This window comes from Streptomyces coryli, assembly GCF_011044975.1.
Classification (GTDB): domain Bacteria; phylum Actinomycetota; class Actinomycetes; order Streptomycetales; family Streptomycetaceae; genus Streptomyces; species Streptomyces coryli.
The window spans coordinates 1-15,289 of sequence record NZ_JAAKZV010000202.1 but is presented as its reverse complement, the minus strand read 5'-3'; the positions used below and the strand labels follow the sequence as shown (position 1 = coordinate 15,289).

The 15,289-nt window shown below is 73.4% G+C and carries 12 protein-coding genes and 1 pseudogene; 6 read left to right on the top strand and 7 right to left on the bottom strand.

Features of this window, described 5'->3' with window-relative positions:
• A partial coding sequence (locus tag G5C51_RS31495) for a helix-turn-helix domain-containing protein (RefSeq protein WP_165242334.1) occupies positions 1-261 on the bottom strand: 261 nt, incomplete at its 3' end.
• Between the two features lie 273 nt (positions 262-534).
• Between G5C51_RS31495 and G5C51_RS31490 the strand changes: the two genes are divergently transcribed.
• On the top strand, positions 535-1,143 hold the full coding sequence (locus G5C51_RS31490; RefSeq protein ID WP_165242328.1) for a hypothetical protein: 609 nt from the start codon (positions 535-537) through the stop codon (positions 1,141-1,143).
• Between the two features lie 47 nt (positions 1,144-1,190).
• Here G5C51_RS31490 and G5C51_RS31485 read toward each other — a convergent pair whose 3' ends face one another.
• Entirely contained in the window at positions 1,191-1,565 is a 375-nt protein-coding gene (locus tag G5C51_RS31485; RefSeq protein ID WP_165242326.1) for a GntR family transcriptional regulator, read from the bottom strand.
• 172 nt (positions 1,566-1,737) lie between these two features.
• Between G5C51_RS31485 and G5C51_RS31480 the strand changes: the two genes are divergently transcribed.
• From G5C51_RS31480 to G5C51_RS31470, 3 genes are all read left to right on the top strand, one after another.
• The gene (locus G5C51_RS31480) at positions 1,738-2,655 is read left to right on the top strand and encodes a GNAT family N-acetyltransferase (protein ID WP_165242324.1); all 918 of its coding nucleotides are present in this window, start codon (positions 1,738-1,740) and stop codon (positions 2,653-2,655) included.
• 73 nt (positions 2,656-2,728) lie between these two features.
• Positions 2,729-4,324: an alpha-amylase family glycosyl hydrolase gene (locus tag G5C51_RS31475; protein ID WP_165242322.1), complete on the top strand. Its 1,596-nt coding sequence runs from the start codon at positions 2,729-2,731 to the stop codon at positions 4,322-4,324.
• 201 nt (positions 4,325-4,525) lie between these two features.
• Positions 4,526-5,515: a lytic polysaccharide monooxygenase auxiliary activity family 9 protein gene (locus G5C51_RS31470; RefSeq protein WP_165242320.1), complete on the top strand. Its 990-nt coding sequence runs from the start codon at positions 4,526-4,528 to the stop codon at positions 5,513-5,515.
• Here the strand turns inward: G5C51_RS31470 and G5C51_RS31465 are convergent, their stop codons facing one another.
• Positions 5,516-6,490, bottom strand: coding sequence for a peptidoglycan-binding domain-containing protein (locus G5C51_RS31465; protein ID WP_165242318.1), 975 nt, complete (start codon positions 6,488-6,490; stop codon positions 5,516-5,518).
• Between the two features lie 11 nt (positions 6,491-6,501).
• On the bottom strand, positions 6,502-8,250 hold the full coding sequence (locus G5C51_RS31460; RefSeq protein ID WP_240930061.1) for a glycoside hydrolase domain-containing protein: 1,749 nt from the start codon (positions 8,248-8,250) through the stop codon (positions 6,502-6,504).
• A gap of 188 nt (positions 8,251-8,438) precedes the next feature.
• Here G5C51_RS31460 and G5C51_RS43845 point away from each other — a divergent pair, with 188 nt between their 5' ends.
• Positions 8,439-11,489 carry an AfsR/SARP family transcriptional regulator gene (locus tag G5C51_RS43845; RefSeq protein ID WP_338118371.1) on the top strand — a complete coding sequence of 1,017 codons (3,051 nt, stop codon included), beginning with the start codon at positions 8,439-8,441 and terminating at the stop codon, positions 11,487-11,489.
• Positions 11,490-11,578: 89 nt separating this feature from the next.
• Here the strand turns inward: G5C51_RS43845 and G5C51_RS31450 are convergent, their stop codons facing one another.
• The gene (locus tag G5C51_RS31450; protein WP_165242316.1) at positions 11,579-12,163 is read right to left on the bottom strand and encodes a hypothetical protein; all 585 of its coding nucleotides are present in this window, start codon (positions 12,161-12,163) and stop codon (positions 11,579-11,581) included.
• A 118-nt stretch (positions 12,164-12,281) separates the two neighbouring features.
• Entirely contained in the window at positions 12,282-13,211 is a 930-nt protein-coding gene (locus G5C51_RS31445; protein WP_420824878.1) for a GlxA family transcriptional regulator, read from the bottom strand.
• 107 nt (positions 13,212-13,318) lie between these two features.
• On the opposite strand from G5C51_RS31445, the pseudogene G5C51_RS31440 reads away from it, so the two are divergent.
• Positions 13,319-14,431: pseudogene (locus tag G5C51_RS31440) on the top strand (YbfB/YjiJ family MFS transporter); the annotation flags it as partial.
• Between the two features lie 95 nt (positions 14,432-14,526).
• On the opposite strand, the gene ddaH reads toward G5C51_RS31440, so the two are convergent.
• Positions 14,527-15,289: dimethylargininase (ddaH, locus tag G5C51_RS31435; RefSeq protein WP_165242312.1), on the bottom strand; the 763-nt coding region annotated here is incomplete at its 5' end.

Genomic DNA, 15,289 nt, shown 5'->3' with positions numbered 1-15,289 from the left:
GGCTGCGCGCCGGCGCCGCGCGGCGTCGGCGCGCAGCCAGCGCCGGTGCAGCTCGACGAGCTCGTCATCGGTGGCGCCGCACAGCCGGGCGAGGCGCTCCACCGGCGCGTAATCGGCCGGTACGGCATCGCCGTTGCAGTACCGGTGCAGCGTGGACACGCTCATGTGCAGCCGCCCCGCCAGCGCCCCGTAACTGCGTCCGCTTCGCTCCTTCAACGCGCGTAACTGCGTCGCGAAAACCTCGCCGTGCGCTGCCGCGATATCCGTCTCGTCGGGCTCCTCGCCCTGCTCTTCCGCGCCCGCCACCGGCGTTCCTCTTTCGTTCGCTCGTCCACCGGAGATCCGTCAACCATTCCAGGAACGCGTCATCTCCGCTGGTCATAGCCAGGATTGGCGTTCCACCTTCCCGTATCGACGTCTCACCCTTGCGCCCGGTTCCCGCCGCCGCGCAGGCTTCGGAGCAAGACGGCACCGGGCAGAGTACGGGGGTCTCTGCCCGGCGCCGCCGTCCAGCGGCTGCGACGGGAGGGGTCGGTGCGCACGGTGACGGGGCAGGTCGTCGACGCCGAGGTGGGGCTGCGCCGCCGGCGGCTGCATGCGGACGAGGAGGGGATCGCGTACGGCCGCCGGTGGCTGGCGTGGTCCGAGGTGGAGTCGGTGGCGTACGGCGTGACGCGCACGTATGTCGCCAACGGCCTCTTCCGCAGCGGGGCCGGCAGCCAGTGGGACTTCACGGTGACCGGGGCGGGTGAGGAGATAGCGGTCCACCTGGACCGCTGGCGCGCCGACCAGGAGCAGGACCCGGTATGGAGCGGCCTGACCCGCCTCTCCCGCCGCCATGTGGAGCCCCGCCTCTATACGGAACTGGCCGGCCGGGTGCTCTCCGGCGAGCAGGTGGTGGTGTGCCCGGCACAGTGGCTGGTCCTGGCGCCGGACTCACTCCACGGCTTCGGCGGCCGCCGCCTCCGCCCGGCCGCGCTGCCCTGGCCGCGACTGGGCGAGCTGCGCGCGACGGACGGCTGGCTGCACATACCGGGCTGCGACGACGAGCTGCCCGAGCTGCGACTCCCGGTCCAGGCCGCGAACGCGGTCCTCGTACCGGCGCTGCTGCCGGCTTTGCGCGACGCTCTCGCGGACGCCTGAACCGGGGCTGGGGTTACGTCCCCGCAGCTGGGGCTACGCGCCCGGCGCTACGCCCCGTACGCCGCCCGCACCGCCTCCTCCGCCGCGGCCAGCGCCGCCGCCCGGTCGAGGCCGAGGTGCTGCGCCCGCTGCGCGAAGGCCTGGGCCGCCGCGGCGGCCTCGCGCTGCATCGCGTCGCCGGCGGCCGCGACGAACGTGCCGTTACGACCCCGCGTCTCGATCACGCCGTCGCCCTCCAGCGCGCGATACGCCTTGGCGACCGTGTTCGCGGCGAGGCCGAGGTCCTCCGCGAGGCCGCGGACCGTCGGCAGCTTGTGGCCCACGGGCAGCGCGCCGCTCAGCGCCTGTTCGCTGATCTGCCGCCTGACCTGTTCGAAGGGTGCCTCGGCGGACTCGGCGGCGATACGGATCTTCAATGCCATGCCCCCATTGTCGCCGCACCGGCCGCGGCCTCCGGCGCCCACACGGCCCGGGCTCCCCCGCCACCGCTCCCGCGGCGCAATCGGGTGCAACTATCCATGCGCCGCTCACCGCCCGTAAGCCGCCGGTAATCCACGTGCGCCCGGCTCCCCGGCCCCCGTAGCCTCCAGCCTCATGTCCCTCCAGATCCGCGACTTCCGCCCCGAGGACGCCGCCGCCGTCGCCGAGGTGCGACGCGCCGCCGTGCCGATGGTCATCACCGCCGAAGGCATCATGTGGCGCTGGCGCAGCGCTCCGGAGGCCATGCGGCTGCGGCTGCTGGTCGCCGAGCTCGACGGGCAGGTCGTCGGCGAGGTCCCCGCGATGCTGGCGCATGAGTCCAGCACCCCGGGCCAGGGCATGGCCCACACCCACGTGCACCCGGACTTCCGCCGCCGCGGCGCCGGCTCGGCCCTGCTGGCCGAGGCCGAGAAGCACCTGGCGGCGGTCGGCGCCACGACGGTGTTCGCGTACACCGACGACGAGCCCGGCGCCCTCGCCTTCGCCGAACGGCACGGCTACCGCCGCACCCGCCGCAGCCACTTCCTCGGCCTCGACCTCACCACGGCCGAACTCCCGCCGCTCGCCGACCCGCCGCCCGGCATCACCCTGCACCCCGCGTCGGCCCTCGCGGCCGACCCGCGCACGCTGTACGAGGCCGACGCCGAGACCACGCAGGACGAACCGGCCGACATCACCGTCGACCGGATGGGCTACGACGACTGGCTGCAGACCACCTGGCGCGGCCCCGAGCTGGACAAGGACCTCACCACGGTGGTGATGTCCGGTACCGAAGTGGTCGCCTTCACCCTCGCGTACACGGACGGCCGCGGCCGCTACATGTCCGGCGGCACCGGCTGCCGCCGCACCCACCGCGGCCGCGGCCTCGCCAAACTGGTCAAGAACGCCTCCCTCCACCGCGCCCGCGAGACCGGCATCACCAAGGCCCTCACCGGCAACGACGAAACCAACTCCCCCATGCTCGCCATCAACACCTGGCTCGGCTACCACCCCACAAGCGCCGAGTGGACGTGCGTCCGCGAGCTCTCCTGAGGTGATCGGCGGGGACGGTGCGGGCAGCACTCTTCTGACGAGACGAGACCCGCACCCCAGGAAAGGCCCCCCGATGACTTCTCCCGCCTGGCTCTCCGATGCCGTCTTCTATCAGATCTATCCGCAGTCCTTCGCCGACTCGGACGGCGATGGCATCGGTGACTTCGCCGGCATCGAGTCCCGGCTCGACCATCTCGCGTGGCTCGGGGTGAACGCCGTGTGGCTGAATCCGTGCTTCAAGTCGCCCTTCCGTGACGCCGGTTACGACGTCGCCGACTACCTCACCGTCGCGCCCCGTTACGGCACCAACGACGACCTGGCCAAGCTCGTCGACGCGGCCGGCAGGCGCGGGATACGCGTCCTCCTCGACCTGGTCGCGGGCCACACCTCCGACCAGCACCCGTGGTTCACCGCCGAAGCCGCCTCCGCCGCCGACCCGGCCGAGGACCGCTACATCTGGGCGGAGGCCGCCCCCGCCGACCTCGGCGCGGGCTGGGTGCCCTCCCCCGGCAGCCGCCCCGGCTCGTATCAGCGCAACTTCTTCGACTCCCAGCCCGCCCTCAACTTCGGCTACGCGCGCCTGGATCCGGCCGAGCCCTGGCGGCTGCCGGTGGACGCGCCGGGACCGCGCGCCAACCGCGAGGCGCTCTTCCGGATCATGGACCACTGGCTGCGCCTCGGCGTCTCCGGCTTCCGTGTCGACATGGCGGCCTCGCTGGTCAAGGACGACCCGGAGAAGGCGGAGACGGTCAAGCTCTGGCAGGAGCTGCGCGCCCGCCTGGACGCCGAACACCCCGAGGCGATCCTGCTGTCCGAATGGGGCCACCCCGAGGTCAGCGTCCCGGGCGGCTTCCACGCCGACTTCTTCCTGCACTTCGGCGGGCCGACCAGGGGCCGCGCCATGCGCTCGCTCTGGAACAACGGCGCCGGCACCGACGACGACACGTGGGACCCGATCGACTGCTTCTTCGACGCCGAGGGCAAGGGCTCGCCGCGCGTCTTCCACGAGGCCTGGCAGGCGGCGGCCGCCGCGGTCGGCCCCGAGCACCTGGTGCTGCCGACCTCGAACCACGACTTCTCCCGGCTGGCCTGCGGCCCCCGCACCGCCGAGCAACTCCCCGCGGCCTTCGCCTTCCAGCTGACCTGGCCGACGCTGCCGGCGATCTATTACGGGGACGAGATCGGCATGCGGTACGTACCCGGCCTGCCCGACAAGGAAGGCAGCGTGCTCGGCCCGCGCTACAACCGCGCCGGCTCCCGCACCCCGATGCAGTGGGACGCCACCCCGGGCGCGGGCTTCTCCACGGCGCCGCCCGAGTCGTTCTATCTGCCGCCGGACCCGGCCCCCGACCGCCCGGACGTCGCCTCCCAGCGCGCGGCCGAGGACTCGCTGCTGCACCAGGTGCGCCGGCTGATCGAGCTGCGCAAGTCCGCGCCGGAGCTGGGGCCGTTGTCGCCCGTGGAGGTCATCGGCGACACGTACCCCTTTGTCTACGTACGCGGCGACCGCTATCTGATCGCGGTGAATCCACGCCGGGAGGCGGCGGCCACGACCGTCCGCGGCTGGGAGGGGGCCGAGCCGGTGCTCACCTCCGGCGCGCTACTCACCGGTACGGAACTGGCCGTCCCGGGCTTCGGCTACGGCATCTTCAGCCTCAGTCGTAACTGATCCCGATCCGCTCCTTAACTGAACCCTAAGGATCTCGTTCACCCTGTTCTCCCTGCGGTTTCGCCCCTCGGGAGGGTCTAGCGTGCGTGGCCGACGCGGTGCCCCGGCACCGTCCGGCGCCGGGCCCGGGGGGCGGCACCGGGAGCTGCCTGGGCTGCCGCGTCGGCACGACGGAACCCCACCCGCAGGGAGAACCCCACGATGACCGCCCGTACCAAGCGCCTGACGAAGCGTGTCGCCGCCCTCACCGCGGCGACCGCCGCGCCGATAGCCTTCGGCACGCTCGCCGCCACCCCGGCCGCCGCCCACGGCTCCATGGAGGACCCGATCAGCCGGGTCTACGGCTGCTACGCCGAAGGCCCCGAGTCCCCCCAGTCCGCCGCCTGCAAGGCCGCGGTCGCCAAGAGCGGCGCGCAGGCCTTCTACGACTGGAACGGCGTCCGCGACGGCGAGGCCGGCGGCCAGTCCAAGGAGAAGATCCCGGACGGCAAGCTGTGCAGCGGGGGCGACGAGGCCTTCGCAGGCCTCGACCTGCCGCGCGCCGACTGGCCGGCGACGAAGATGACCGCGGGCGCGCACACCTTCAAGTACAAGGGCACCGCCCCGCACGTGGGCACCTTCGACCTGTACATCACGAAGGAGTCGTACGACCCGAGCAAGCCGCTGAAGTGGTCCGACCTGGAGGACAAGCCCTTCACCTCGGTCAAGGACCCGAAGCTGACGAACGGCTCGTACGTCTTCGACGGCAAGATCCCCGAGCGCAGCGGCCGGCACCTGATCTACGCGATCTGGCAGCGCTCCGACAGCCCCGAGGCCTTCTACTCCTGCTCCGACGTGGTCTTCGGCAAGGACAGCGGCGCGGCCGCGCCCGCCGCGCCGAGCGAGGAGAAGGTCGAGGAGGACGCCGACAAGTCGACCGTGGACCACAGCGAGCACGACGCGCAGGGCGGCCACGAGGCGCACGAGTCCCCGGAGGCGGCGAGCACCAGCGCGCCCGCCGCCAACGCCCCCGAGGCGAAGGGCGGCGCCAAGCCGGCGAGCAGCCAGGCGAACCTCGCCGAGACCGGCGGCAACAGCGAGAGCAGCGCCGCCCCGTACGCCCTGGGCGGCGCCGCTGCCCTCGCGGTCGGCGCGGCCGCCCTGTTCAACTCGATGCGCAAGCGCACGATGGGCGGCCGGCACCGCGCCTGATCAGCACGTGTACAGCGAGTTGGGGTGCACCTTCTCGCAGTAGCGGATGTGCAGGTGGTTGTCGTGCCCGGCGTACGAGCTGGTCAGACCCTCGTTGATCAGCGTGGGGTCGTTGAACCAGACGTACCTGATGTGCCCGGGCGCGGCCGCCCGCAGCGCCTTCACCAGCTCCCGTGTCGCCGCCCGGTCGTACGCCGACGACTGCCAGGTGATGCGGGAGCCGGTGCACTGCTGCGAGTCGGTGCGCACCGGCCACAGGTCGATGTCGAGCCCGACCTCGTGGCTGGCGTGACCGCCGATGTCGCCGCCGTGCTCGAAGGAGATGTCGCCGACCGGGATCTCGCCCTTGCCGGTGGCGCCGAACCGCTTGGCGGCCTCCTCCAGCTCGGCGATGGCGGCTGAAGTCCCCCAGCTCGCGCTGGTGTTGCCGTCCGGGTCGACATCGCACAGCGACCCGGAGAAGTCGGCCTTCTCGTAATGCCAGAGCAGGTTCTTCCAGGTGGTCGGGCCGACGACGCCGTCGGCGCCGATCCCGGCGTGGCTCTGGAAGGACTTCACGGCGGCGGTGGTGGCGGCGTTGAAGGTGCCGTCGACGGTCAGGCCCGCGTTCCGCTTGGCGTTCAGCTCGGCCTGGACCGCCTTGACCGCCGCGCCGGTCGCGCCCTCCTTGATCTGCGGGGTCAGCTTGCCCCAGGTGTTGGGCCCGACGATGCCGTCGACGCCGATGCCGGCGGCCTGCTGGACCTCCTTCACCGCGGTCGTCGTGCTCGACCCGAAGACGCCGTCCGTCGGCACGGTCTTGCCCTTCGCCTGCAGCAGGTACTGAATGGCCAGCACGTCCGTGCCCCGGTCACCCGCGCTCTGCGTCGGGAAGAAGGCCGAGGCGTACGACTGGGCGGGCTGGATCAGGCCGAACAGCAGGGCGGCGACGGCGGCGATCAGCCCGCCGAGCCGGTAGAGGTTCTTGCGCTTCATCGCTGTACTCCTCACTTCCCGGCCTGCAGGGCCGCCCAGGTGTTGGCGCCGGCGATCCCGTCCGCGGACAGACCGCGCGACGACTGGTAGTCCTTGACCGCCTGTTCGGTGCCGGCGCCGAAGATCCCGTCGATGCCGACGGTGCGGCCGAGCGCCGCGGTCAGCGCCCGCTGCAGCCGCAGCACGGCCTCGCCGGTGGCGCCGTTCTGCACGGTGGGCGTGGAGCCGCGGGACAGCAGGGCGGTCCACGTCTTCTTGCCGATCACGCCGTCGGCGGTGTGGCCCTTGGACGCCTGGTAGTTCTTCGTCGCCGTGGTCATCGCCGCGTCGAAGGTGCCGGTCGGGGTGTCCTTGCCGCCGAGCGGATCGTGCCCGGCCGCCTTCAGCAGACACTGGGCCGCCTTGACCTGGTCGCCGGTCGAGCCCTCCTGGAGCGTCGGATACGAGTTGAAGCTCAGGTTCGCGGTGGCGCAGGTGACCGGCGGCGGGGTGCCGTTGCCGACGTCGAGATAGTTGCGGTCGATGCCGCCGATACGGACGCCGCCCCAGGTCTCGCCGACCTCGCCCGCGTACTGGTGGATGCGCTGGTGGTTCGCCCACTTGTCGGCGGAGACATACGAACCCGTGTTGGTGTCGGCCGCGTTGTTCCACCACGCGAACCAGATGTGATCGACGCGCGTGTACGCGGAGTTGGAGTAGTTGTTGCCCGCGTCCCGGATGCCGGACGAGGCGGAGGAGTAGAAGCCGGAGAGATAGCCCTTGGCGTGCAGCGCCTCGGTCCAGCCGGAGAGGTAGGAGAGGACGGCGGCGGTGCAGGTGGTGCTCGGCGAGTAGCCCTCGATGTCGCTGTAGATCGCCGAGCCGGGCGGGATGCCGAGGCCCTGGGCGACGGTCGCGGAGGAATTCGCGGCGCTCCTGCCCTGCTCCTTGGCGGTGGCCTTGTCGTACGACATCCGGCTGCGGTAGTCGGTGCAGGGCGCCTGCCGGCCGACATCGATGGGGATCATCCGCCAGCCGCGGGTGACCTGCGTGGACACCCAGCTCGCGGTGAGGTTCGGCTGGTCGCAGGCGCGCAGCCCGCCGCTGATGTAGACGCCGACGGCGCGGTACGGAGAGGCGCCGGTCCAGGCGCTCATGGTGCCGGAGGAGGGGGCGGAGCAGACGTCGAAGCCCTTGCCCTTGAAGTCGCCGGGCTGCGGGCCGTTGTCGGCGAGCGGCGCGGCGCCGTCGGCACTCTTCGGGAGGCGGGCGGGCCGGGCGCCGTCGGTGAGCCGCGCCGAGTCGAGGACGGCGCGCACGTCGTCCTCTGTCCCGGGGGTGTGGGCGGCGGTGACCAGCACGCCCGCGTCCTCGACGGCGACCTGGACAGTGCCGTTGTACGAGGCCGCCTTGGGCGCGGTCGCGGCGCCCTCGGCCGCCTTCGCCGTCGCCGAGGAGGTACGGGACGCCGCATCCTTGTCGAGCGGCTGCACCACGACTCCGGCCGTGCGGCCGACGAGGTCGGCGGGGCAAGCAGGGTCTGCGGCCGGCTTCCCGAGGTAGACGGCGGGCTTGTCGAAGCGGATACAAGCGTCCGGGTCGTCGGCGAGTTCGACGACCCGCCAGTCGGCCGGGACCCGTATCTCATAGCCGCGATAGGCGACGGTGCGGGTGCCGTCGGAAGCGGCGGGATCCGCCTGCGCGGCGCCGCTCAGCGCACCGGCAAGGATGGCCAGCGCGGCGGTCATCGCCGACCGGATCGGTCTTGGTCGTCGTCGCATCTGCGGCTCCGATGGGTGGGGGTACGGACGGGTGACATCTCTACGGCAGCCGTGCAGCGCGCCGGTTGCGCCTCGGTTGCACGGGTTGACATGGGCACTTCCGCCGCTGGATGGTGGCACTCCGGACCACTGGACTAGTCCACGAAATCGCCCTGACCAGGGCGAACTTATTCGTCGGGGGTGTATGCGTGGTGCGCTACCGCATATTGGGCCGGATCGACGTGTACAACGGCGAGGCCTGGTCGCCGCTCCCCGCCGCCAAGCAGCGCGCGCTCCTCGGCCATCTCCTCATCCACGCCAACCGGTTCGTCTCCGCCGACGCGCTGATCACCGAGCTGTGGGGCGAGCAGGTCCCGCCCTCCGCCGCCAAGTCGCTGCAGGTGTACGTGCACCGGCTGCGCCGCGCCATCGGCAACGGCGACGAGGACGGCACCCTCCTCACCCGCCCCGGCGGCTACGAACTCGCCGTCGCCCCCGGTGCCCTGGACGCCGAGCGCTTCACCGCGCTGGCCGACACCGGCCGCACCGCCCTCGCCGACCGCCGCCCCGACGCCGCGGTGGACGCCCTCACCCGCGCCCTGGACCTGTGGCGCGGCCGGGCGCTGGCCGACGTACCCCCGACCCCGTCCGTACTGGCCGAGGCCGCCCGCATGGAGGAGAACCGGCTGGCCGCCTGGCAGGACCTCGCCGACGCCAAGCTGGCCGCGGGCCGGCACGAGGAACTCGCCGCCGAACTCCACACCCTCCTCGCCGAACAACCGCTCCGCGAGCCCCTCTGGGCCAAGCTGATGCTCGCCCTGCACCGCTCGGGCCGCCGCTCCGACGCCCTCCAGGCCTACGCCACCGCCCGCCGCACCCTCCTCGACGAGCTCGGCGTGGAGCCGGGCGCGGAGCTCCGCGAGGTGTACCGCACGGTCCTCGGCGGCGAGACCCCGCCGGAGCGCCCCCGGAGCGCCGTGGGCTGCCAACTCCCCGCCCGGGTCCCGGACTTCACGGGCCGCCGGCAGCAGCTGACCACCGTGCTGGGCCTGCTGCACGGCGAGCCGGCCGACGCCCCCCGCATGGTCGTGGTCACCGGCGTCGCGGGGGCGGGCAAGTCGTCGTTCGCCGTCCACGCCGCGCACCTGCTGCGCGAGTCCTTCCCCGACGGCCAGCTCTACGCCGACCTGCGCTCCTCCACCGGCCGGCCGCTCGACCCCGGCGAGGTCCTGGCCGCCCTGCTGAAGACCCTCGGCGTGACGGGCGCCGCCCTCCCCGCCACCCCCGACGAACGCGCCCGCCGCTACCGCGCCGAACTCGCCGACCGCCGCGCCCTCGTCGTCCTCGACAACGCCGTCAGCGAGCGCCAGCTCCGCCCCCTCCTCCCCGGCACCGGCGACAGCGCCGTCCTGATCACCAGCCGCGGCGGCCTGGCGGGCCTGGAGGGAGCGCTCCGCGTCGGCCTCGGCCTGCTCCCCGAGCCGGAGGCGCTCGCCCTGCTGGCGCGGGCGGTGGGCGACGACCGTACGCGCAAGGACGCCAAGGCGGCCGCCCGCATCACCCGCCAGTGCGGCCATCTCCCCCTCGCCCTGCGCATCGCAGGAGCTCGCCTCGCCACCCGCCCGCACCTGTCCGCGGCCCGCCTCGCCGACGCCCTCGCGGACGAGCGCCGCCGCCTGGACGAGCTGGTGGCGGGCGACCTGGAGGTGCGGGCGAGCGTCTCCCTGTCCTACGAGGCGCTGCCGCCGCCCGCCCGTCGCGCGCTGCGGATGCTGGGGCTCCTGGACGTGCCGACGGTCCCCGGCTGGGTGCTCGGCGCGCTCCTCGACGGCCCGTACGACGAGGGCGAACGGGCCCTGGACACGCTGCTCGACAACCACCTGGTGGAGGTCGCGGCGACCGACATCGGCGGCGAGCCCCGCTTCCGGCTGCACGACCTGGTGCGGCTGTACGCGCACGAGCAGGCGGCCGCCGAGGACCCGGCGGCGTGCCGGGCGGCGGCGGTGCGGCGGGTGGGCGCGGCGTACCTGGACCTGGCGCGGGCCGCCGACACGGCGCTGGCGGCGGGCTTCGCGGGCCCGGTGCCGGACGGCGCGTATGCGTGGGCGCCGCCCGCGGCCGTACGGGAACGGGTGCTGGCGGCGCCGCAGGACTGGTTCGACGCGGAGCGCACCACGCTGTGCGCGCTGGTCCGGCAGGCGCCACCCGACCTGGCCTGGCGCCTGGCCGCGTCCCTCGCCAACTACCTCGAAGCCGCGGCCCACTTCGACGACTGGCGCGACACGCACGAGACGGGCCTGGCCGCGGCGGCCTCCTCGGGCGACCTGCTCGGCGAGGCGGTGATGCACCGCAACCTGGGCGAGCTGCTCACCGTGCAGGACCGGTACGGGGCGGCGGTCGCGTCGTTCAAGCGCTCCCTGCGCGCGTACGCGGCCCGCGGCCGCCCCGAGCCCGGCGAAGGAGCGGCGGCGGCAGGGCTCGGCGTACTGCTGCGGCTGCGCGGCCGCTACGGCGAGGCGGCTGCCTGCCTGGACCGCGGCATCGCGGCGGCGCGGATCGCGGACAACCCGCGGGCGGCGGCGTACGCCCACGGCGGCCTGGGAACGGTGCTGCTGGAGCGGGGGGAAGCCGCGGCGGCCCGGCGGGAGTTCGGCCGCGCGCTGTCGCTGTCGCGGACGGACGGCTACACGATGGGCGAGTACGCGGCCGAGCGCTGCCTTGGCCTGGCGGCACTGGCGGCCGGCGAACTGGACGCCTCCCGCCGCCACTTGGAGACGGCACTCGTCCTCGCGAGCGAGCAGGGCAACCGGGTGGGCGAGATCCACGCCCTGCAGTGGCTCGGCCACCTCGACGACGTCGGCGGCGATACGGCGCGCGCCGACGCCACGCTGGCGGAGTGCCTGACGGCGTACCGCCGCTTCGGCGAACGCTTCGGCGAGGCGCTGACGCTGCGCGCGCAGGCGGATCTGTGGCTGCACGCGGGGAGGCGCGCGGAGGCCCGGACGGCGGTGCAGCAGTCCCTGTCGATCTGGCGCCGCCTGGACTCGCCGTACTGGACCGCCAGAACGCTGGACGTCCTGGCGGCAGTGCACGCGACGGAGGGCGGCGCGGACGCGGAGATCGCGCGGCTACGGGCAGCGCGACAGGCGACGTCACTGCGGGCGGCGGTGGGCCTCCCGGCGGGGCTGCGAGCGGCGACGGTGGACGGGCGGGCGCTAGGGGGCCACCTGACGCAACTCTCAAGCCCGGCGAGCGTTTGAGGCCAAGCCTCATTTCAAGCCCGGCGAGCGTTTGGGGCCAAACACCATTTCAAGCCCGGCCGGCGTTTGAGGCCGAGCGCCGCAGGCGCTCACGCACCAGCAAGCGACACCCCCAGCGCCGCGAGGATCGCCACCCCGTAAGCCCCGGCCGCGACAGCGACCACTCGCAGCCGCCGCTCCTCCCCCCACGCCAGCCGCCCGACCACCCAAGCCAGCACCGGCAGCACCAACACCCCATGCATGCTCACCCCATGCACCAGCTTCAGGAAGCCGCCGACGTCATACCCGGCCTCCTGGCCGTCCGCATTCGTCGCCACCGCCGAGTTGAACCCCGTCTCCCGGTTGAAGTGCGACGGCACCCCCCGCCACGCCTGCAGCGTGATCCCCCCGACCTCCACCACACAGTCCGCCGCGAAGATCCCGAGCAGCCAGTTACGAGCCCGCTCCCCCATCCTCAGATACGACGTCACCCACGCCACCGAGATCAGCGTCAGCCCGAAGGACAGCCCGAACGTCGTCGGCTTCCGCCACGACACCGGCCCCGCCCACGCGCCACCGTCGACCAGAAACACCCCGAAGTGGAACACCCCCGCCACCATCAGCAGCAGTCCCACGGCATAGCTCACCCGCTCCACGGGCCGCGTGGTCTTCCAGTACGCCGCGAGTGCGGTCACGATGTGCTCCTGAGTCCGGTGATCGCTACGCGACCACCGTCCCGCACCACCCCCGCCCAGCGCGTCGTACACCGGCGGGCACGCCCCGTACTCCACGGGGAGTACACCCGCTGAGCCGCTAAGCCGCCCCCCGGAACGTCCGCCGATACGCCGCAGGCGTCGTCCCCACCGCCCGGTGAAAGTGCTGCCGCAGCCCGTCCGCCGTCCCGAGCCCGCTCCGGTCGGCGATCGCGTCCACCGTCAGATCGGTGGTCTCCAGCAACTCCCGCGCCCGAGCCACCCGCTGCTGATTCAGCCAGCGCAGCGGCGTCGTGCCGACCTCCTCGGCAAAATGCCGCCCGAACGTCCGCAGACTCATCCCGGCACGATCGGCCAGCTCCGCAATGGTGATCGGCTCATGCAGCCGCCCCGAAGCCCAGTCCAGTACGGGCCCCAGCCCCTGCGCCCGCGCCGGCACCGGCCGCGCCGGCGGCATCGCGTACTGCGTCTGGTCCCCCTCCCGATGCGGCGCGATCACCATCCGCCGGCCGACCTCGGCGGCGGCCGCGCTGCCGTAATCGGTGCGGACGATGTGCAGGCACAGGTCGATCCCCGCCGCCGTGCCCGCGCTGGTGAGGATGTCGCCGTCGTCGAGGTAGAGCGACCGGTCATCCACCCGCACCCGCGGATGGTCCCGCCGCAGGTCGTCCGCGTACTGCCAGTGCGTCGCCGCCGTCCGCCCGTCCAGCAGTCCCGCGGCCGCGAGGATGTACGCCCCGGTGCAGAGCGAGGCGATCCGCACCCCCCGCGCGTGCGCGGCACGCAGCTCCGTCACCAGCTCGGCCGGAGGCACGTACTCGCCGTACATCCCGGCCGGGACGACGATCAGGTCCGCCGTCCGCAGCACCTCCGGCCCGTGCTCGGCGGTGAGGCTGAGCCCTGCGGGGCCGCGGTGGACAGCGCCCTTCGCCGTACCGGCGAGGACCAGCTCGTAGCCCTCGCTGTTGAAGACCGCGAGCGGGATGGCGAGCTCGAAGACGGAGGTGGGGTCGAGAAGCGTGACGACCACACGGATGGGGTTCTCGGTCTGCGTGACGGGCTGCTCGGAGGTCATGGCGCAAATCTAGTGCATCCTGACGTTTACGCCAGTGGTTTCACAACACCGCAGGTCAGACCATGAATGACATGAAGCAGCAGAACAGTCTCGTCATCGCGGGAACGGCCGCCATCGGCGTCACCTTCGGGCTCGCCCGGTACGGCTACGGGCTCTTCGAACCGGAGCTGCGCCACGAATTCGGCCTGTCGCTCTCCCTCGTCGGCGCCATCGGAAGCGCCACCTACATCGGCTACCTGATCGCCCTCCTGGTGGTCGGCGCCCTCGTCACCCGCCTCGGCCCGCGCCCCCTGGTGCTCGCCGGCGGCGCCTCGGCGACCGGCGGCATGGCGCTGGTGGCCACCGCGCAGGAGCCGGTCCAGCTGACCGCGGGCCTGGTGCTCGCGGGCACGGCCGCGGGCTGGGCGTGGGCGCCGTACTCGGACGCCGTGGACCGCATGGTGCCGGCGGGGAAGCGGGAACGGGCCATGGGCGTCATCGCCACCGGCACCGCCTTCGGCGTCGTGGCGGCAGGCCCGCTGGCGCTCCTCGCGCACGACACCGGATGGCGCCCGGTGTGGCTGCTCTTCGCCGCGCTGTCGCTGGCGGTGACCGTGTACAACGCGCGGGCGCTGCCCGGCGGCACGGGGACGAGGCGCGCCGCCCAACCCCGCGTCGGCCTGCGCTGGTTCGCCCGCGTCCCGGCCGTCCCGCTGTACGCCACCGCCGTCGCGTACGGGATCGTCGGCTCGGTCTACTGGCAGTACGCCGTCTCCGCCGTCGAGGCGGGACAGGGCGGCCAAGGGGGCTCGGCGACCGCCCCGCTCTTCTGGACCCTGATGGGCGTGGCCGGCATCGGCGGCGCACTCACCGGACACGCCATCGGCCGGTACGGGCTGCGCCGCGTACACGCCGGAATCTTCGGCGGACTCGCGACGGCCGTCGCGCTGCTCGGCGTCGCGCCGGGCGCGCTGCCCGCGGTCGTGGCGTCCGCGGTCCTCTACGGGCCGCTGTTCATGGCCGGTTCCGGGCTGCTGGCCGTGTGGAGCTACCACGTCTTCCCGGAGCGGCCTTCGACCGGATTCAGCGCGACGGTGGCGTTCCTGGCGCTGGGGACGATCTCCGGGCCTGCGACGCTGGGCGCGGTGGCGGACGCGTACGGGCTGCGGGCCGCGTTCCTCGCGACGGCGGCGGTGGGTGCGCTGGCGCTGCTCGCGGGACCGCGGGCGGCGCGGCGGCGGCGCCGTGACTTCGAGCCGTCGGTCCGTATCGCCCTTGCCCGCGACGGCGTCTACGCGGACAGCCCCCGCAGCCGCACCGACAGGCAGGTCACACAGCCCTCGAGCTTTTCGAACTCGGAGATGTCCACCGGCACCGGCTCGTATCCCAGGTCCGAGAACAGCTCCGCGCTCCGCGGCGCGGACGCCGCCATCAGCAGCGACCTGCCGCCGAGCAGCACCACATGCGAGCCGGACTCCTCCGGCACCGGCCGGAAGCGCGGGAAGATCCCGGCGTCGTCCACCAGCGGCGGATAGCCGATCACGGTCTCGTCCGGCAGCGCGGTGACCGCCGACTTCAGGTGCAGCACCTTGCTGACGGGGACGGCCACCACACGGGCGCCGAGGGGTTCGAAGGCAGCGGCCAGCTGCCGGATCCCCTCGGCGTTGGTGCGTCCGCCGCGGCCCACGTAGACGGTGTCGCCGATCTTGAGGACGTCGCCGCCGTCGAGGGTGCCGGGGGCGGTGATACGGGCCACCGGGCAGCCGAGCGCGGTGACGGCCTCCTCGACGGCCGCGGTCTCCGGGCGGCGGGACTCCACGCCCGGCCGGGTGATCAGGGCGACGTTGCGGAACATCACGACGGCGTCCTCGACGAAGACACCGTCCGGACAGTCGTCCGCCGCCGCCACCTCGGCGGTCTCCCAGCCGTGCTGCTGGAGGGCCGCCACGTACGACTCCCACTGCCGCAGGGCCAGGTCCGTATCGACGGGCTTGCGGTCGATGTGCGTGACCAGGCCGTCGGCGAGGCGGGGGCTGGGGCGGCGGACGAGGGCC